The 18,612-nt window shown below is 44.6% G+C and carries 15 protein-coding genes; 11 read left to right on the top strand and 4 right to left on the bottom strand.

Translation table 11 applies throughout. The annotated features are described in order from the left end of the window. The first annotated feature begins 54 nt into the window (after positions 1–54). A complete protein-coding gene (locus AB4167_RS06240) occupies positions 55–885 on the top strand; it encodes a LysR family transcriptional regulator (RefSeq protein WP_229647646.1) in 831 nt (276 codons plus the stop codon). Here AB4167_RS06240 and AB4167_RS06235 read toward each other — a convergent pair. Both AB4167_RS06235 and AB4167_RS06230 read right to left on the bottom strand, forming a co-directional pair. Next, positions 882–1,595, bottom strand: coding sequence for a hypothetical protein (locus AB4167_RS06235; protein WP_372130949.1), 714 nt, complete (start codon positions 1,593–1,595; stop codon positions 882–884). The genes AB4167_RS06240 and AB4167_RS06235 overlap by 4 nt on opposite strands. Positions 1,596–1,692: 97 nt before the next feature. Next, positions 1,693–2,844: a hypothetical protein gene (locus AB4167_RS06230; protein WP_372136297.1), complete on the bottom strand. Its 1,152-nt coding sequence runs from the start codon at positions 2,842–2,844 to the stop codon at positions 1,693–1,695. A 165-nt stretch (positions 2,845–3,009) separates the two neighbouring features. Here AB4167_RS06230 and AB4167_RS06225 point away from each other — a divergent pair, with 165 nt between their 5' ends. The 7 genes from AB4167_RS06225 (at position 3,010) to deoD (ending at position 10,356) form a co-directional block, all read left to right on the top strand. Next, a complete protein-coding gene (locus tag AB4167_RS06225) occupies positions 3,010–3,165 on the top strand; it encodes a DUF5363 family protein (RefSeq protein WP_017066983.1) in 156 nt (51 codons plus the stop codon). Beyond that, entirely contained in the window at positions 3,146–3,958 is an 813-nt protein-coding gene (locus tag AB4167_RS06220) for a TatD family hydrolase (RefSeq protein WP_372130953.1), read from the top strand. Before AB4167_RS06225 ends, AB4167_RS06220 begins: the two co-directional genes overlap by 20 nt. A 204-nt stretch (positions 3,959–4,162) precedes the next feature. After that, entirely contained in the window at positions 4,163–5,425 is a 1,263-nt protein-coding gene (locus AB4167_RS06215) for a NupC/NupG family nucleoside CNT transporter (RefSeq protein ID WP_017058833.1), read from the top strand. Positions 5,426–5,945: 520 nt separating this feature from the next. Next, complete coding sequence (gene deoC, locus AB4167_RS06210) at positions 5,946–6,722, top strand: deoxyribose-phosphate aldolase (RefSeq protein ID WP_010436196.1); 777 nt, start codon at positions 5,946–5,948, stop codon at positions 6,720–6,722. A gap of 223 nt (positions 6,723–6,945) precedes the next feature. Continuing rightward, positions 6,946–8,274 (top strand): thymidine phosphorylase, encoded by a 1,329-nt coding sequence (gene deoA / locus AB4167_RS06205; RefSeq protein ID WP_017063283.1) that lies wholly within the window; start codon positions 6,946–6,948, stop codon positions 8,272–8,274. Between the two features lie 76 nt (positions 8,275–8,350). Continuing rightward, on the top strand, positions 8,351–9,571 hold the full coding sequence (locus AB4167_RS06200; RefSeq protein ID WP_136977832.1) for a phosphopentomutase: 1,221 nt from the start codon (positions 8,351–8,353) through the stop codon (positions 9,569–9,571). A 65-nt stretch (positions 9,572–9,636) separates the two neighbouring features. Continuing rightward, on the top strand, positions 9,637–10,356 hold the full coding sequence (deoD, locus tag AB4167_RS06195) for a purine-nucleoside phosphorylase (protein ID WP_017063285.1): 720 nt from the start codon (positions 9,637–9,639) through the stop codon (positions 10,354–10,356). A 127-nt stretch (positions 10,357–10,483) separates the two neighbouring features. Here the strand turns inward: deoD and AB4167_RS06190 are convergent, their stop codons facing one another. Continuing rightward, complete coding sequence (locus AB4167_RS06190) at positions 10,484–11,095, bottom strand: YtjB family periplasmic protein (RefSeq protein WP_076655999.1); 612 nt, start codon at positions 11,093–11,095, stop codon at positions 10,484–10,486. 109 nt (positions 11,096–11,204) lie between these two features. Between AB4167_RS06190 and serB the strand changes: the two genes are divergently transcribed. After that, positions 11,205–12,185: a phosphoserine phosphatase gene (gene serB / locus AB4167_RS06185; RefSeq protein WP_371721146.1), complete on the top strand. Its 981-nt coding sequence runs from the start codon at positions 11,205–11,207 to the stop codon at positions 12,183–12,185. Positions 12,186–12,307: 122 nt separating this feature from the next. On the opposite strand, the gene AB4167_RS06180 is transcribed toward serB, so the two are convergent. Next, positions 12,308–14,653, bottom strand: a complete 2,346-nt coding sequence (locus AB4167_RS06180) for a PilZ domain-containing protein (RefSeq protein ID WP_372136296.1) — start codon at positions 14,651–14,653, stop codon at positions 12,308–12,310. A 161-nt stretch (positions 14,654–14,814) separates the two neighbouring features. Here AB4167_RS06180 and radA point away from each other — a divergent pair, with 161 nt between their 5' ends. Together radA and fusA are read left to right on the top strand one after the other, a co-directional pair. Next, positions 14,815–16,194 carry a DNA repair protein RadA gene (radA, locus tag AB4167_RS06175; protein ID WP_017063288.1) on the top strand — a complete coding sequence of 460 codons (1,380 nt, stop codon included), beginning with the start codon at positions 14,815–14,817 and terminating at the stop codon, positions 16,192–16,194. A 234-nt stretch (positions 16,195–16,428) separates the two neighbouring features. After that, entirely contained in the window at positions 16,429–18,516 is a 2,088-nt protein-coding gene (fusA, locus tag AB4167_RS06170) for an elongation factor G (protein WP_017058825.1), read from the top strand. Positions 18,517–18,612 lie beyond the last annotated feature (96 nt).

Here is an 18,612-nt window from a genome sequence, read left to right as displayed (position 1 = left end):
CGCGATGAACCTTTTTTGTTACACTAAGAGTACACCGTTTTGATGGAGTAAAGCGTGTTTGATCTCAATTTAGTAAAGCCATTCCTCTCTGTATATCAACAAAGATCGATAACCAAAGCGGCTGAATCGTTAGAGCTAACTCAACCTGCGGTTAGTGCTGCAATCAAGAGGTTTGAAGCGGTGGTAGGCTATGCGTTGTTCGTAAGAGTAGGGCGTTCAATAGAACCAACGTCAATGGCTCACAAATTGGCAGGTCAATTATCTGATGCTTTAGAGCTGATGGAAGGTGCAGTATCAAGAAAGCGTGATTTTACGGTTTATATGCCTGCGAATCTGCTCCACAAAATGCCCATGCTCAATGGTGTTCAGTTAGTTGAATCCCCAATTTCTGTAGAGAATGTTGTCGAGGATATCCGACTCAATCGAGTAGATTTAGTGGTCGATACTGGTTTACCTAAACAGTCAAGTTTAGCGTCTGAATTTGCAACTACTGATAGACTGCTTCTTATGAGTGATCCTGAAAACAGTCAATTTGGTGAGAAGATTTCGATGGATGAGTTTCTTGAAGCACGGCATGTAACCTTGAAGTTACTTCGACAAGATACTCAAATAGTCGACTTTCTTTCCGAAAAGAGCTTCACACGTGATGTGGCAATTGAAGTTCGAAACATCACTAACTTGATATTGGCGGTAAAAGGGACTGACTACATTGCTGCGGTTCCGGTTAGCATGATCCAATTAGCAAAAACCATTGGCTTACGGATTCATGAGCCTCCATTTTCAATGCGTCCTGTGGAGTTTGAGTTTTTCTATCACAAGAAGTATCAAACTAATGGGCAACACCAAGAGCTACGAGATGAGCTTAAACAGTTATTAAATAGCTAGAAATCGAAGGCTAAACCGAATTCCACATAGTTTTTGTTTTCAGGGTATATGGTGTAGGTAACGGACGGTTTTACGTACTTCAAGTTAAAGAATACAGCTACTTCGTGATAATGAATGTTGGTCCTAGTTTCATTTCTGATATGTCTAGATCTCGTAGTAGTATCATCTTTAATATAAAAGTCTTGGGTATCTTTTTTGAATCCGATTTCTTGGTTGAATTTGTAAAGAAAGTCAGCATATTGAATCGGGCTCCACAGAGCGCCTGCACTATAATCGAATGTGTCAGAGGCTCTATATTCCATGCATAAGTTTGGAAGACAAGCATCGAAATCTCTGTCCATATAGTTGTAGTTGATATCGCCAAGCAGTGTCCAATTTTCATGAATCAACTTAGCAACAAAAATGCCTGTTGTGATCTCATGTTCGCTGACTTTTACGGTGTTTTCAGTGTAGTACGTGTCCCCTTGCCAGAATGAATATCCCAACCCTGCTTGCCAATAGTCTTGAGTATCAACCTCTCCAAAAACACGCAATTTATCATTGATTTGATAGTTTATATCAAGTGTGGCGACTGTCTTATCATTGTCTGGGCTTTGAGATAAGCTGACGGAAAAGATATCTGTAAAACGCTCAATAGATTCAATAAGGGTGTCATTTGCAGACGAGTAAAAAGGGAAAGTCAAAGCAAGTATTAATAGAAGGCGTTTCATATTCAAATTCCGAATCGCTTTCCTTAGCTAGTGAGTAAAAACACCCGATAATAGCGTTCACTATTATCGGGTGAGCGGGTTCAACTCAGGTTGAATTTTAGCCGCGTAAACGTTGTTGAATAGCGGATTTAGCTTTCTGTAGTTTAGTTGGGTCGATAGATTGAAGCTTGCTACGGTCGATGTTTGAACCATCAAACACATGATCGTGATTCTTTGTTTGAATACGTACACCGTCATCTATTTTTGAAACAGTCGCAACCCATTGACCGTTGCCTTTGACTAAAGAGAATTGGTCAGAAGTAACATCGCCTTCCACACGAAGTAGTGTTTTTTCAAAGTCACCGTTGCCAATAAATACGAGCTCGCCATCTTTGCGTTGGACAGTACCTACCCACTCACTGGTGTTTTCGTCGATAATGTGGATTTCGCCGTTAATGATCTTAACTGTCAGGTCACGCTCTTCCATTTCAGGACGGTCTTCACCGAAATCTGGAGACCAACGAGGTGTATCATCAAAGTCCATATCTGGGTGCTCTGGAGAGGCTGGGAGAGTAGGTCGTGGGCTATCAATTACAATAGTTCCCTTGCCACTAGTTATCTCAAAACCACTGTCCACACGCTCAACAGTTGCTAACCATTCGCCATTACCTTTAACGATGGCTGCACTGCCGTTAGCTTCTAGGTCACCTTCAACTTTTACTAGAGTTTTTTCAAAGTCTCCGTTGCCACGGAAAATGATCTCACCATCCTTGCGTTGTACAGTACCTACCCACTCACTGGTGTTTTCGTCGATAACGTGGATTTCGCCGTTAATGATCTTAATTGTAAGGTCACGCTCTTCCATCTCGGGACGGTCTTCACCGAATTCAGGAGACCAACGTGGTGTAGCGTCAACATCAACGTCTGGGTGTTGTGGGAGATAATCCACATCATTGTCGCTATTGGAACTAGACGACGTGCTCAAAAGCCCTGCAACCAATGCAGCAGAAGCGGCACCAACTGCAGCCCAAGTACCGTTAGATTGTTTTTCGTAAGTGACGTCATCGATTGTGGCTGTCGTGCCCGGAGTTGCATTCGCGTATTGTTCGTTTAACTTATACTGAACAGAAGCATCGATAGCGTTCATCTGCTCGTCAATAAGTTGAAGTGTTTGTTGGTTTGCTAGTTCTACGTCAACTTGAGGTGCAGAAGCAAAAGCAGGTGCTGCTAATACGCTAGAAATTGATATGGCTAAGAGTGATGCTTTCATAAAGTAGGATCTCGTTATTGAATGGAGCGTCTTGCTATCAATGCCTCCTTGGCAAGTGCGTTTATTATTCGCTGTGGTGAGATTTTCAACAATATAGCCAGCTAGTGTTGATGTATAAATCTAATTTATGCATTTGCGCTTTTTAGGTTGAGACTTGAGGTAAGTATGTTGGGTTGGATAAAAACTTGGGTTAAAAGATATGATAAGTGGTGTGAAGAGCTTGGCTTAACGCCTGAGAACAAGCGCAGTTGTGTTGCTTATCGTCGTGATCCTCAAGGGAAACAAATGGAGAGTAGGGAAAATGACACAGCAAATAAGTGACTTTCCGCTGTTTGATACTCATTGCCACGCGGATTTTGAGGCGTTTGAGCAAGGTTTTACACCTGATCAAACTATTGATGGCTATCTTAAAGAAGCGAAACAAGCGCAAGTCGAGAAGTTAATCATCCCTTCTATCGGCCAACGTAACTGGCATAAGCTTGAGAAAATTGCGCAATCTCACCCCAATGTTTACTACGCATTAGGCTTTCATCCTTACTTTTTAGAACCGGCCAATGACGAACAATTTTCGGAACTTCGCCAATTACTCGCTTCAAAAAACAGCCAATGTGTCGCGATAGGTGAGTGCGGGCTCGACTTTTTTGTGGACGTTGAACGAGAGAAACAAGAGCGCTTTTTCATCCAACAAATGGAGCTTGCGAAGGAGTTTGACCTGCCTTTAATCATCCATGAGAGGAAGTCTTACAACCGACTTATCGAGCTAATAAAGCAGCATAAGTTCACCTTAGGTGGTGTGATTCACGGTTTTTCTGGGAGTGAACAGCAAGCTTTGGCGTGGATCAAGCTCGGTTTCTATATTGGCGTCGGTGGAACGATAACTTACCCAAGAGCGCAAAAAACACGCACAACCATCGCAAAATTGCCCCTTGAATGTCTGGTATTGGAAACGGATGCTCCGGACATGCCCATGTATGGAAACCAAGGAAATGTTAATCATTCCAAATATTTAGTTACGATCTTAAATGAACTTTTTTTGCTTAGAAAAGAGCCAAAGCAATCGATTGCAGCGCAAATTTGGCAAAATAGCCATCGCGCATTCGGTATATGTGAATAAAATCGAAGGTTTTTGTTTATCGTTTGCGTAAATTGCACTGAGCTTGTGATTTGAGTCACATTTGTGTGTGAATGGTACATGAATCTTCTACGAAAGTGTGAGGACGGCATTACTTTATTAGTGGTCGCATGAGTATAATTGCCTCCGCTTTATAGCCCCATTTTGTAACACGCCAATAAATAACTAATAAGGAAGTCATAAACTATGAGCCTGTTTATGAGCCTAGTCGGAATGGTTGCACTGATCGCAATCGCAGTACTACTATCTGACAACCGCAAAGCTATTAATCTAAGAACAGTGGGTGGCGCTTTCGCTATCCAATTCGCACTTGGTGCATTCGTACTTTACATCCCTTGGGGTCGTGATCTACTTGCAGGTTTCTCTGCTGGTGTAGCAAACGTGATCGACTACGGTAAAGACGGTACTGGTTTCCTATTCGGCAGCCTAGTTAACTTCTCAGTTGACGGTATCGGTTTCATCTTTGCTTTCCAAGTACTACCAACTCTGATTTTCTTCTCTGCACTTATCTCTGTACTTTACTACATTGGTGTTATGCAAATTGTAATCAAAGTTCTTGGTGGTGGTCTTCAGAAAGCTCTAGGTACTTCTCGCGCCGAGTCTATGTCTGCAGCAGCAAACATCTTCGTTGGTCAAACTGAAGCACCTCTAGTTGTTCGTCCATTTGTTCCTAAAATGACTAACTCTGAACTATTCGCAGTAATGTGTGGTGGTTTGGCTTCTGTAGCTGGTGGTGTACTAGCGGGTTACGCATCTATGGGTGTACCTCTAGAGTACCTTGTAGCAGCATCATTCATGGCAGCACCAGGTGGTCTACTATTCGCTAAAATCATCAAGCCTGAAACAGATACGCCAGACGACAACATCGCTGACGAAATGGACGGTGGCGATGACAAACCAGCTAACGTTATCGACGCAGCAGCAGGTGGCGCATCAGTTGGTCTACAACTAGCACTTAACGTTGGTGCAATGCTACTAGCATTCATCGGTCTAATTGCTCTAATCAACGGTATCCTAGGTGGCATCGGTGGTTGGTTCGGTATGGAAAACCTAACTCTAGAACTTCTTCTAGGTTGGATCTTCGCACCGCTAGCATTCATCATTGGTGTTCCATGGGAAGAAGCAACTATCGCTGGTTCTTTCATTGGTCAGAAGACAGTTGTTAACGAATTCGTTGCATACCTAAACTTCGTACCATACGTTGGTGAAAACGCTCAAGTTGTTGCAGCAACTGGTCAAGTGATGTCTGAGAAGACTCAAGCTATCATCGCATTCGCACTATGTGGTTTCGCAAACCTTTCTTCAATTGCGATTCTTCTAGGTGGTCTAGGTGGTATTGCACCAAGCCGTCGCCACGACATCGCACGTATGGGTGTTAAAGCGGTAATTGCTGGTACTCTATCTAACCTGATGGCAGCAACAATTGCTGGCTTCTTCCTGTCTTTCTAATTAGTTAGAAATCGATATATAGACGCCATAATAATATCGCCCCGTAGCAAGAAATTGCTGCGGGGCTTTTTTGTTTTTAGGCCTGCCGTTTTTAGTATATGCACGCGCTTATGCTTAGATTCGATGTAGGGTCTAGAATGTTTTTTTGAGATACAAACCGTTTGCGTTCTAAGGAGCACTACAATTTATTGATGGATACCTATAATGTATAAGCTAAAGGGATAGGATGTCTCTGTTGGCAAGAAAGTAACCTCGAAATCAACTCGAACGTTATTCTTCTGGGATTAAGCCAAAATTAGCGATACGCTATAGATGTTAGACACAACATGACTGATTTGTTGTGCCATAGACCAAACTGGTACTGTGCGGTGACAAGGATTGCAATTGGTAGCGAAAGTTATCAAGTCTTCAGGGAACCAAGTCCGTTCATTTGTGGCTACTGAGCATTACTAAAATATCCATCTATACTGGATGGAGGGCGAAGTAGTTAACTATTTGAATATATTGATCGGAGATAGAAATGAGCGATTTAAAAGCAGCAGCTCTACGTGCACTTAAACTTATGGACCTAACTACGCTAAATGACGACGATACTACTGAAAAAGTAGTGGCGCTTTGTCATGACGCGAAGACTGCAGTAGGCAACACCGCTGCAATCTGTATTTACCCTCGCTTTATCCCAGCAGCTAAGAAAGCGTTGCGTGAGCAAGGTACTCCAGAAGTACGCATTGCGACTGTAACCAACTTCCCTCATGGTAATGACGACATCGAAATTGCTGTTGCAGAAACAAAAGCAGCGGTAGCGTACGGCGCAGACGAAGTTGACGTAGTATTCCCATACCGTGCTCTTATTGCTGGCAACGAAGAAGTTGGCTTTGAGCTAGTTAAACAGTGTAAAGCAGCTTGTGGTGACATCACGCTTAAAGTGATCATCGAAACAGGTGAACTGAAAGAAGAAGCACTAATCAAGAAAGCTTCTCAAATCTGTATCGAAGCAGGTGCAGACTTCATCAAAACATCAACAGGTAAAGTGCCAGTAAACGCGACTCCAGAGTACGCGCGCATGATGCTTGAAGTTATCCGTGACATGGGCGTTGCTAAAACAGTTGGTTTCAAACCAGCTGGTGGCGTACGTACTGCTGAAGATGCAGCACTATACCTAGCAATGGCTGATGAGCTACTAGGCGCTGAGTGGGCAGACAACATGCACTACCGTTTTGGTGCTTCAAGCCTACTAACTAACCTTCTTAATACATTAGAAGTGACAGACCAGACTGCTGATCCAGCAGCATACTAATTTACTCGTCATATTTGACACCGCAGCGTTGTTGACTGCGTAAGTTCCTCCTAATCACATAGAGCCTCTATGCTCATAGGAATGAACTCACTGGTCGCCTAACTGCAACGCCAAATATTTAGAGTATTGAACATAATAAGTCTGTTTGATGGAGTGGCGTCAAGCCACTCCATATTACCTCTTTTCCCTACAAACCATACTCACTAGAGTTTGGGAGGCACTAATGTATCTACCTCAAGAAATTATTCGCAGAAAACGTGACGGTGAAGTCCTAACAGCTGAAGAAATTAACTTCTTCATTCAAGGTGTGGCTAAGAACACGGTTTCTGAAGGCCAAATTGCCGCATTCGCAATGGCTATCTTTTTTAATGAAATGACGATGCCAGAACGTATCGCACTAACGTGTGCAATGCGTGATTCAGGCATGGTGATTGACTGGAGCCACATGAACTTTGATGGCCCAATCGTTGATAAACACTCTACTGGTGGTGTTGGCGACGTTACTTCTCTGATGCTTGGCCCAATGGTGGCAGCATGTGGCGGTTTCGTTCCAATGATCTCTGGTCGTGGTTTAGGCCACACTGGCGGTACGCTAGACAAGCTGGAATCTATTCCGGGTTACAACATTACACCAACCAACGATGTGTTCGGTGAAGTAACGAAAGATGCTGGCGTGGCTATCATCGGTCAAACAGGCGATCTAGCTCCTGCTGACAAGCGTGTTTACGCAACTCGTGATATCACAGCAACAGTCGATAACATCTCGCTGATCACGGCTTCAATCCTATCTAAGAAACTGGCTGCGGGCCTTGATTCTCTAGTGATGGATGTAAAAGTAGGTTCAGGCGCATTCATGCCGACTTACGAAGCATCTGAAGAGCTAGCGAAATCTATCGTTGCAGTAGCAAACGGTGCGGGTACTAAAACAACAGCAATCCTAACGGACATGAACCAAGTGCTGGCTTCTTCAGCGGGTAACGCAGTAGAAGTTCGTGAAGCGGTTCAGTTCCTAACGGGTGAATACCGTAACCCTCGCTTGTTAGAGATCACTCTAGCATCGTGTGCTGAAATGCTGGTGCTCGGTAACCTAGCTAAAGACTCAGACGAAGCGCGCGAAAAACTGATGGCAGTACTGGATAACGGTAAGGCAGCAGAGTGCTTCGGTAAAATGGTAGCGGGCCTTGGTGGTCCAGTTGATTTCGTAATGAACTACGATAACTACCTAGAAAAAGCAGACATTATTAAGCCAGTGTACGCGTTAGAAAGCGGTGTGGTATCAGCAATGGATACTCGTGCAATTGGTATGGCTGTGGTTGGTATGGGCGGCGGTCGTCGCGTAGCAACTGACAGCATTGATTACGCAGTCGGTTTTGATCACTTCATTCGCCTAGGTGAAGTAGCAAGTGAAGATAAGCCATTAGCAATGATTCATGCTCGCAACGAACAACAGTGGCAAGAAGCTGCAACTGCATTACAAAATGCAATCACTGTGGGTGGAGAATATACAGCAACGCCAGACGTTTACCGTCAGATTCGTTCTGAAGACGTGTAAATAACCGTTATCGGTATGCCTCGCGTATACCGATAAACAGAGTTCTGGTGCAAAGAGCAATAAGTTGGTGAAGAAAATGAAAAGAGCATTTATTTTAGTTTTAGATTCATTCGGTATCGGTGAAACAGCGGATGCAGACAAATTTGGTGATGTAGGTTCTGACACTATGGGCCACATCGCAGATCATTGTGACCAAGGTCTTGCAGACAATGCAGATCGTAAAGGTTCACTGGCACTGCCAAACCTGTCTAAGCTAGGTCTAGCGATGGCTCACAAAGAGTCTACGGGTCGTTTTGCTCCTGGTATGGATGCAGACGCTGAGATCATTGGCGCTTACGGTCACGCTGCTGAGCTGTCTTCTGGTAAAGACACGCCATCAGGTCACTGGGAAATCGCAGGTGTTCCTGTACTGTTTGACTGGGGCTACTTCACCGACAAAGAGAACAGCTTCCCAAAAGAACTGACTGACCGCATCCTTGAGCGTGCAGGCCTGTCTGGTTTCTTGGGTAACTGCCACTCATCTGGTACGGAAATCCTAGATAACCTAGGTGAAGAGCACATGAAGACTGGTCTGCCAATCTTCTATACTTCTGCAGACTCTGTTTTCCAGATCGCTTGTCACGAAGAGACATTCGGCCTGCAAAACCTATTAGATCTTTGTCAGATTGCTCGTGAAGAGCTAGAAGATTACAACATTGGTCGTGTTATCGCTCGTCCGTTCATTGGCCCAGGTAAAGGTCAATTCGAACGTACTGGTAACCGTCGTGACCTTTCTGTTGAGCCACCTGCAGCTACCATTCTTCAGAAGTTGGTTGATGAGAAGGGCGGTAACGTTCACTCAATCGGTAAGATCTCTGATATCTACGCGGGTTGTGGCATCACTCAGAAAACCAAAGCAACAGGTATCCCTGCGCTATTTGAAGCAACCAAAGATGCGATCAATGAAGCGGGCGACAACACTATCGTGTTCACTAACTTCGTTGATTTTGACTCAGCTTACGGCCACCGCCGTGATGTTGCTGGTTACGCAGCGGCACTTGAGTACTTCGATGGTCGCATCAATGAAATCATCGATATGATGAAAGAAGACGATGTGCTTATCTTAACTGCTGACCACGGTTGTGATCCGACATGGCCAGGTACAGACCATACTCGTGAGCACATCCCTGTGATTGTTTACGGTCAGAAGGTTCCAGCCGGTTCTTTAGGCCGTCGCGATACATTTGCTGATATCGGTCAAAGCTTAGCGTCATACTTTGGTACATCGCCAATGGGACACGGTACAAGCTTTCTATAATAGTTAACGAAGAGAGAGGGAAACTTCTCTCTTCTTTTTTTGTTTTGAGATTAAGGATATTTTCAATGGCTACTCCACATATTAATGCTGAAATGGGTGATTTCGCTGACGTAGTTTTAATGCCAGGCGATCCGCTACGTGCTAAATACATCGCTGAAACCTTCTTAGAAGAAGTGGTTCAAGTGTGCGACGTTCGCAACATGTTTGGTTACACCGGTACTTACAAAGGTCGTAAGGTTTCGGTAATGGGACACGGTATGGGCATTCCATCTTGTTCTATTTACGCGACTGAGCTTATCAAAGACTTTGGTGTGAAGAAGATCATTCGTGTGGGCAGTTGTGGTGCAGTGAGCGAAGATATCAAAGTGCGTGATGTGGTGATCGGCATGGGCGCATGTACTGACTCTAAAGTGAACCGTATTCGCTTTAAAGATCATGACTTTGCGGCGATTGCGGATTACAAAATGGTGCGCGCGGCAGAAGATGCAGCCAAAGCTCTCGGTGTCGGCGTAAAAGTCGGTAACCTGTTCTCGGCTGAGCTGTTCTACACGCCAGATCCAGAGATGTTCGAAGTAATGGACAAATACGGCATTGTTGGCGTAGAGATGGAAGCGGCTGGCATCTATGGTGTATGTGCTGAATACGGCGCAAAAGCTCTAACGATCTGTACTGTTTCTGACCACATCAAGACTGGTGAGCAAACGACATCAGATGAACGTCAAACGACTTTCAACGACATGATGGTTATCGCACTAGACTCAGTGTTGCTTGGTGACCAAGAATAATCTTGATTTGTCTTAGCTTGATAAGTTAACAGATAACAAAAAGCCCCGTTGCTGCCTGAGCGTCGGGGCTTTTTATTGGATTGCTGTACTTATTCTGAGTCTAGTATTTATTGTCAGCCTAGTGTGTTTATGAGCTTACATTTTTCAATAGTAAGTTCTCACCAGACTTAGTTGGTCTTCTGCGAATCAGCATGATGAACAACACGCCACTCACAAACCCCATCAACACCATACCGATCATGTAGCGATCACTTTTGCGGTAGTGGTGATCAGAAATCGCCGTCATCTTACCGGTTTCAAAAGTCACTCGAATAAAGCCGATGATCGTTTTCTCTGGAGAATAAATAGGTTCAACTAACTGTTGTCTGCCGATACTTGCTGTTGAAAGTGGTGTATCTAAGCCAAGAACCTCACGTACCGAGAGGGCTTTTTCGCTCGAAGCCAGTCGAATACCCTCTGCATCATAGATGGTGGTATCGAACACCAGTCGGTCTTGAGATAGCTGGTTAGTCAGATCAAGCAATCGCTCTTGGTCTTGTTGCGTGATCATCTTGCTGGCTGAAAGTGATGCCTGAGAGATAAGCAGCTTGGTAAGAGTTTCCAATTGTTTTGCTTGGATCTTCTCGTTACCTTTACTGATCACGACCGTATTTTTAATCGTTACAACGAACATGGTAGCCAACAAAATGAGGGCTAGCATTCGTAAAGCGTTACGTATTGAGAACAATGATTCATTCATGTTTAACGAAGCCTGAAATAAACAAATGTTATGATTAAGACATATTGAGACTTGCGTTTTCAAATTGCAATAGGTTAACGTTTAGCATAGTTAATTAGGAATCATACACATGGACGATCAGAAATATCTGCCGATAAAAAGGCATACGACATTATTAACTCGACTCCCCGAGACTCGTTTCGCTTCTCAACTCGCTAAATCCAAGGCCAATTGGATTGTGTTTGGTGAGTACCTATCTCCACAATCTTTCGATGACATCGACTTTTTCACTGGCACTTACAACACCATCCTCGATACGTGGAAGGTTGGGCATTATGAAGTGGCTTTGATGTCAGGCAATCTAACGCCAGCACACGAAGAAATCCTCCAAGCGCTAAAGCTTGATTATGCTTGCCTTAGCGAGGTCCCAGACTTATCTAAGCCAGGTTTGATCGTGATGGATATGGATTCCACAGCGATTCAAATTGAATGCATTGATGAGATTGCCAAGCTAGCTGGAGTGGGAGAGTTAGTCTCTGAAATCACAGAACGAGCGATGCAAGGCGAGCTCGACTTTGAACAGAGCCTGCGCCAACGAGTAGGAGCACTGAAAGGTGCGGATGAGTCGATATTAGAGCAAGTGCGTCAGTCATTGCCATTCATGCCAGACTTGGTCGGGCTGGTGAATACTCTAAATAAGCTTGGCTGGAAAACAGCGATTGCATCAGGAGGTTTTACTTACTTCTCTGACTACCTGAAAGATACCCTTGATCTAGACCATGCTCAATCAAACACGCTTGAGATCGTCAACGGTAAGTTGACGGGTGAAGTCTTAGGCGATGTTGTTTCGGCGCAGACCAAAGCGGATATCTTGGTAGAGTTGGCTGAAGAGTACGAATTGGAACTACATAATACCGTTGCCGTTGGTGATGGTGCCAATGACTTGGTGATGATGGGCTCTGCAGGTTTAGGCATTGCCTACCACGCAAAACCAAAAGTAGAGCAGCAAGCTCAAACTGCTGTTCGTTACGCAGGTTTAGGCGGTGTGCTGTGTATCTTGTCGGGTGTATTGGCTAAGCAACAGAAGATCAGCTGGCAAGCGAAACCTTAGGGGCTATACCTAAGTGCTATTGGCTATGTATCTTATTTAGCAATAGTGGCTCAGACACAAAAAAAGCAGGCTATCAGCCTGCTTTTTCAATTTTCATGCTTAAGTTAATACGCCACTCGAGGCTAGCGTGTTAGCTCCAATCGAATCAGCACTTCATCGGTAATGTCCTCTATCTCGCCATAACCGATAAACGCCGTCACCTCATTCTCTAGCTTCTTAGCTTGATGCATACTGATGCGTGAAAGCTCTTCTAAATCCGACTGGAATAAACTCGTTAGCGGATTAAAGATAGGTGCCGTGGTGACTCGCAATACATACACATCACCTAAGTGCTGCGCTTTCTTGATGAATAAGATGCGTTCCTTTGCTGAGGCGAAGTCTTTGACCAACTTGGTGTGTACCGACTGGATTTTGTCGCCAAACTTCACTGCAGCAATGTACACGTCATGATGCTTAGGCTCCGCACCTTCAATTCTTTTTAGTGGCTCAGCCAACAGTGAGTTGGTGTGACCCTTGAAGATTGGCTCGAGTGAGAACTTTTGGTTGTGACCAAGTTTAGCAAGTAACGTTAGATGCTTATTCAGTGGGAAATTCACACCAATGATCTTACAGCGCAGCGTTGAACTTGGCTTATCAATGAATATTGGGTTACTGACCATCTTGCTCAACAAAATGTTGTGCAGTGATTCGAGTAGCGAATGTGTTGGCAGTATCTCTTGCTTCTTAATCAGCTTACTTTGGTTTTGATCGATAAGCCCATTAAGGAAAGCGATGGTACGCATTGTCTTGGCGTTCTCGGCAATAACCAACTGCACGTTGCGACCATTCGGACTCACTCGAATTACGTGGTAAGGCACTGTGCTCAGTGGCAGGTTCTTGTCATAGAGCTGCAGTTCATTGAAGCTCACTAATACCGGATCATTAATCTTGAGTACCATTGGGTGTTCAAGGCTAATGCTCAGTCCACGCTTCGAAATATCTAAGGTGTGTCCGTTCGCCGCTGCGCCATCTTGTGATGTAAGTTGCAACGGTGACTTAAATTGGTATCTCGGCTCTTTACGACGAGTCTGAGAGTCAAAGTAGATGCTTTGAATATTGCCGACGACAGTACGCGGGTGACGGAAGCGGTTCAATTCACTGCTTGGAATGCGTGGCTTTTCACTCAGAAGATAGTCCGCCGCACTTTCGTGATCGCCAATCTCTTGCAAGATTCCGCAATGCGTCAGTTGAGCTGAGCTTTGAGCCAGCGTATCCGAGTGTTTAGCTAATGCTTGTCGCTCAGTGTCTGAAAGTTCGAAAACCGAGAACTTGAACGCCTTCCAACTTTTACGTTTGCCACCGATGTGCCAGAACAGCTGTCTTTGTTCACGAGAGGCTTCAGGCAGCATCATTGAATAGAACAAGGTCTTGTTTTGGTGTTCATGGGTAAAAGAGTAGATAACGTTACTGGTTCCCTTCACTCCTGGTTTCGCCAACAGGTTCATACGTTGCTCGTTGAACAGGGTACCCAGCGCTTGTTGATTTCGTTCGTCGTGCCAATATTGCCATAATGGATGGTTGTTATCCGTCAGTAGGGCAAGCTTTAGTTCGCTGCCGCTGAAAAACAGGGGTAGGTTACAAGTATGCTTTAGATAGGTATGTTCGATTCCTCGAGTACGAGTTCGAATAATCCTATCTTGATTCTCATGGCTGGTTTTCTTACTGGTGCTATTTAAAGACTCATCGAGTAAGCGAGCCACAATATTGTTGTCGCTTACCTTGATGGTTCTTAGAAATTTGATCGCGTTGTTCTCATAAGATTCGTCGATACCCAAAACACGAAATTCAACCGCTTGGTTAACATCGTTTTCTTGGGACTTTTCGATAAGCTCTGAGAACTTAACGCTGATGATCTCGCCGAGGTTGTATCGAAAGGCGCTCGGTACTTTGAACTTTGCACCCGACGGGGAGATATCAACCGTTACACCATGTAGGCTTTGCCCTTTCGATGTGGTGATCTCGACCTGCGAGCTAATCTTGAGTCTGTTCTCTTGGCGTTTTAAGTCGTAACCTAGGTTAATAGCTTCCGCTTCGTACGGGCTATTGGCGCTAGTAATGTCGTGGTTACCTTGAGAAGATGTTTTAACAACGCTCAGAGGCTGAGTTCGCGGAGTCATTACTAACTCCCATGCGCCTTCTGTGTAACCTTTAAACTTTTTCGTACCACGTTGATATGCGTTTAAAGCGATATCATCGAGCCAGTGCTTACGGCCATCGAGAGTGAACTGACGACACTCATTATCAATACGCCCGCGTAAATCAATGCTCTTTGTACACGGAGCCATGATACGATTCAGTTCCATTTTAACGAGCAGCTTCAGAGACGGCGATTCCCCTTCTGTCATTTGAGAAAGAAGGAATTCGAAATCTTCGGCGTGGTAAGCCGGGATTAAACGTTCTGCTACAGATAGAATTTCAGATTGCTGCATACTTTTCTTGTTAGAATGGACGGTGCGTTTATGTTATCGACTAGTTTAAATCGATCTTTAAGTATAAGTGGTATGACTGCAACTTTTATTTTCATCCGTACGGTCAAATAAGTCACAAATTGACAACATCATTGTGTAATTGAGTAAATTATTGAGGTTTTATGGCGAAGGCAAAGCGAGCTTATGTGTGTAATGACTGTGGTGCCGATTTTCCACGTTGGCAGGGGCAGTGCAATGCATGTGGTGCTTGGAACACGATTACAGAAGTTAGGTTAGCCGCTTCACCTCAGGTCGCACGTAATGAACGATTGAGTGGTTATGCGGGCGGTGCAACTGAATCTTCGGTTCAAACGCTGTCAGAAATCGATCTGCAAGAAGTCCCACGTTTTAGCAGTGGCTTTAAAGAGCTAGACCGCGTACTTGGTGGTGGTGTCGTACCGGGTGCTGCGATCCTGATTGGTGGTAACCCGGGTGCCGGTAAATCAACGCTGCTATTACAAACCATGTGTCAGCTTTCTTCTCAATTACCGACTCTCTATGTAACCGGGGAAGAATCTCTGCAACAAGTCGCGATGCGTGCGTCTCGACTTGGATTGCCAAAAGAGCACCTAAAGATGCTCTCAGAAACGAACGTGGATAAGATTTGTCAGGTTGCAGAAAAAGAACAACCTAAGATCATGGTTATCGACTCGATCCAAGTTATGCACGTTGCGGATGTTCAATCTTCTCCGGGCAGTGTTGCACAGGTTCGTGAATCGGCAACCGCATTAACGCGCTACGCAAAACAGAATAACGTTGCTGTGTTCTTAGTTGGACACGTAACTAAAGACGGCACCTTAGCAGGGCCAAAAGTACTTGAGCACATTATTGACTGTTCTGTTTTATTAGATGGCGGAACCGATAGCCGTTTTAGAACGCTACGCAGCCACAAAAACCGTTTTGGTGCAGTGAATGAACTGGGTGTGTTTGCGATGACAGGCCAAGGGCTAAAAGAAGTCAGCAACCCATCCGCTATCTTCTTGTCTCGTGGTGAAGAAGAAACCTCGGGAAGTTCGGTGATGGTTGTGTGGGAAGGCACTCGTCCATTGCTTGTTGAGATCCAAGCGCTGGTGGATTATTCACAGCTGGCTAACCCACGTCGCGTCGCTGTCGGCCTAGAGCAAAACAGGCTTTCTTTGTTATTAGCGGTGCTGCATAAACACGGCGGCTTACAAATGGCTGACCAAGATGTGTTTGTGAATGTCGTCGGTGGTGTTAAAGTAACCGAAACCAGTGCTGATCTTGCGTTGGTGATGGCTCTACTTTCTAGTTTCAGAGACCGCGCATTACCAAAAGATGTGGTGGTATTTGGAGAAGTAGGCCTAGCGGGTGAGATTCGACCTGTACCGAGCGGACAAGAGCGTTTAAATGAAGCATTTAAACACGGCTTTAAGAAAGCGATTGTACCGGCGGCTAACATGCCTAAAGGTGGCATTCCAGGAATGCAGATCCACGGTGTGAAAAAATTATCGGAAGCAATTAATGCTTTTGATGAGTTGTAATTGAACTCACTTCAGCTACTCTATACAGCAGCAATTCAGCCTAACCTTAACGCCGATTAGGCTTTAGGTTAGCACTATAATTAACAATCATTTAGATTGTTACTACTGAGTGCCTTTTTCTATATGTTAGAAAAAGGCAAAGTTTTTTAGTCCCAAATGCATGCAAAGCTATCAGTCTTCACAGATTGTGATATACTCTGCGCGCATTTTATATCCTATTAACAGAGTAAGACAATGGCAGATTTATCGAAATACAGAAACATTGGTATTTTCGCGCACGTTGATGCGGGTAAAACAACTACCACTGAGCGTATCCTTAAGCTAACTGGTCAAATCCACAAGACTGGTGAAGTACATGATGGCGAATCAACGACTGACTTCATGGAACAGGAAGCTGAGCGCGGTATTACTATCCAATCAGCAGCTGTAAGCTGTTTTTGGAACGATCACCGTCTAAACGTTATCGATACTCCTGGACACGTTGACTTCACAGTTGAAGTATACCGTTCTCTTAAAGTTCTTGATGGCGGTATCGGTGTATTCTGTGGTTCTGGTGGTGTTGAACCTCAATCAGAAACTAACTGGCGCTACGCTAACGAATCAGAAGTATCTCGTCTGATCTTCGTTAACAAACTAGACCGTATGGGTGCAGACTTCTACAACGTTGTTGACCAAGTTAAAAACGTTCTAGGTGCAACTCCTCTAGTAATGGTTCTACCAATCGGCCGTGAAGACGAGTTCGTTGGTGTTGTAGACCTACTAAGCCGTAAAGCATACGTTTGGGATGACACTGGTCTTCCTGAAAACTACGAAATCAAAGATGTTCCAGCGGACATGGTTGATGACGTTGAGCAATACCGTGAAGAGCTAATCGAAACAGCTGTAGAGCAAGACGATGACCTAATGGAAGCTTACATGGAAGGTGAAGAGCCTTCTATTGAAGACGTTAAGCGTTGTATCCGTAAAGGTACTCGTGATATCGCATTCTTCCCAACGTTCTGTGGTTCTGCGTTCAAGAACAAAGGTATGCAACTTATCCTTGATGCTGTAGTAGATTACCTACCAGCACCAACTGAAGTTGACCCTCAGCCTCTAATGGATGAGAACGGTGAAGAAACTGGCGAACACGCTATCGTTTCTACAGATGAGACTTTCAAAGCGCTTGCATTCAAAATCATGGATGACCGTTTCGGTGCTCTAACTTTCGTTCGTATTTACTCTGGTAAACTGAACAAAGGTGACACGATTCTTAACTCATTCACTGGCAAGACTGAACGTGTTGGCCGTATGGTTGAGATGCAAGCTGATGACCGTAACGAACTAACTAGCGCACAAGCTGGTGACATCATTGCGATCGTTGGTATGAAGAACGTGCAAACTGGTCACACTCTATGTGATCCTAAGCACCAAGTAACGCTTGAGCCAATGGTATTCCCAACTCCAGTAATCTCAATCGCTGTATCTCCAAAAGATAAAGGCGGTTCTGAGAAAATGGGTATCGCTATCGGTAAAATGGTTGCAGAAGATCCATCTTTCCAAGTTGAGACTGACGAAGAGACTGGCGAAACTATCCTGAAAGGTATGGGTGAACTTCACCTAGACATCAAGGTAGATATCCTTAAGCGTACATACGGCGTTGACCTAACTGTAGGTGCTCCTCAAGTTGCTTACCGTGAAACTATCACTCAAGCAATTGAAGATAGCTACACGCACAAGAAGCAATCTGGTGGTTCTGGTCAATTCGGTAAGATCGATTACCGTATCAAACCAGGCGAAGCAGGTTCTGGCTTCAAGTTCAACTCTGTAGTTGTGGGCGGTAACGTTCCTAAAGAATTCTGGCCTGCAGTTGAGAAAGGCTTCGCATCTATGATGGAAAACGGCGTACTAGCTGGCTTCCCAACTCTAGACGTTGAAGTTGAACTTTTCGATGGTGGTTTCCACGCAGTCGATTCATCTGCTATCGCATTTGAAATCGCAGCGAAAGGCGCATTCCGTCAATCTATGCCTAAAGCTGGCGCGCAACTTCTTGAGCCAATCATGAACGTTGACGTGTTCACTCCAGACGATCACGTTGGTGATGTTATCGGTGACCTTAACCGTCGTCGTGGCATGATCAAAGATCAACAAGCTGGCGTAACTGGTGTTCGTATTAAAGCTGACGTACCTCTTTCTGAGATGTTCGGCTACATCGGTCACCTACGTACTATCACTTCTGGTCGTGGCCAATTCTCTATGGAATTCGCACAATACGCACCATGTCCAACTAACGTTGCTGACGAAGTGATTGCAAAAGTTAAAGCAGAAAAAGAAGCTGGTAAGTAATTAGCCCTTTTCTCAATTAGCTAAAAAAGCCCCGCAAGTGAAAGCTTGCGGGGCTTTTTATTGCTTGTAACATACTGCGAGATGCGAGATGCGAGA

This window comes from Vibrio sp. 10N.286.49.E11 (assembly GCF_041469505.1).
In the GTDB taxonomy this organism is placed as follows: Bacteria; Pseudomonadota; Gammaproteobacteria; order Enterobacterales; family Vibrionaceae; genus Vibrio; species Vibrio crassostreae_C.
The sequence above is the reverse complement of the archived record's forward strand: the minus strand, read 5'-3'. Positions and strand labels throughout refer to the sequence as shown.

Coding starts and splice junctions, on each gene's coding strand:
- AB4167_RS06225 (WP_017066983.1), top strand. CDS start 3,010: ATGTTGGGTTGGATAAAAACTTGGGTTAAAAGATATGATAAGTGGTGT.
- AB4167_RS06215 (WP_017058833.1), top strand. CDS start 4,163: ATGAGCCTGTTTATGAGCCTAGTCGGAATGGTTGCACTGATCGCAATC.
- deoC (WP_010436196.1), top strand. CDS start 5,946: ATGAGCGATTTAAAAGCAGCAGCTCTACGTGCACTTAAACTTATGGAC.
- fusA (WP_017058825.1), top strand. CDS start 16,429: ATGGCAGATTTATCGAAATACAGAAACATTGGTATTTTCGCGCACGTT.
- AB4167_RS06180 (WP_372136296.1), bottom strand. CDS start 14,653: ATGCAGCAATCTGAAATTCTATCTGTAGCAGAACGTTTAATCCCGGCT.
- radA (WP_017063288.1), top strand. CDS start 14,815: ATGGCGAAGGCAAAGCGAGCTTATGTGTGTAATGACTGTGGTGCCGAT.
- deoA (WP_017063283.1), top strand. CDS start 6,946: ATGTATCTACCTCAAGAAATTATTCGCAGAAAACGTGACGGTGAAGTC.
- AB4167_RS06200 (WP_136977832.1), top strand. CDS start 8,351: ATGAAAAGAGCATTTATTTTAGTTTTAGATTCATTCGGTATCGGTGAA.
- deoD (WP_017063285.1), top strand. CDS start 9,637: ATGGCTACTCCACATATTAATGCTGAAATGGGTGATTTCGCTGACGTA.
- AB4167_RS06190 (WP_076655999.1), bottom strand. CDS start 11,095: ATGAATGAATCATTGTTCTCAATACGTAACGCTTTACGAATGCTAGCC.
- AB4167_RS06235 (WP_372130949.1), bottom strand. CDS start 1,595: ATGAAACGCCTTCTATTAATACTTGCTTTGACTTTCCCTTTTTACTCG.
- AB4167_RS06230 (WP_372136297.1), bottom strand. CDS start 2,844: ATGAAAGCATCACTCTTAGCCATATCAATTTCTAGCGTATTAGCAGCA.
- AB4167_RS06220 (WP_372130953.1), top strand. CDS start 3,146: ATGACACAGCAAATAAGTGACTTTCCGCTGTTTGATACTCATTGCCAC.
- serB (WP_371721146.1), top strand. CDS start 11,205: ATGGACGATCAGAAATATCTGCCGATAAAAAGGCATACGACATTATTA.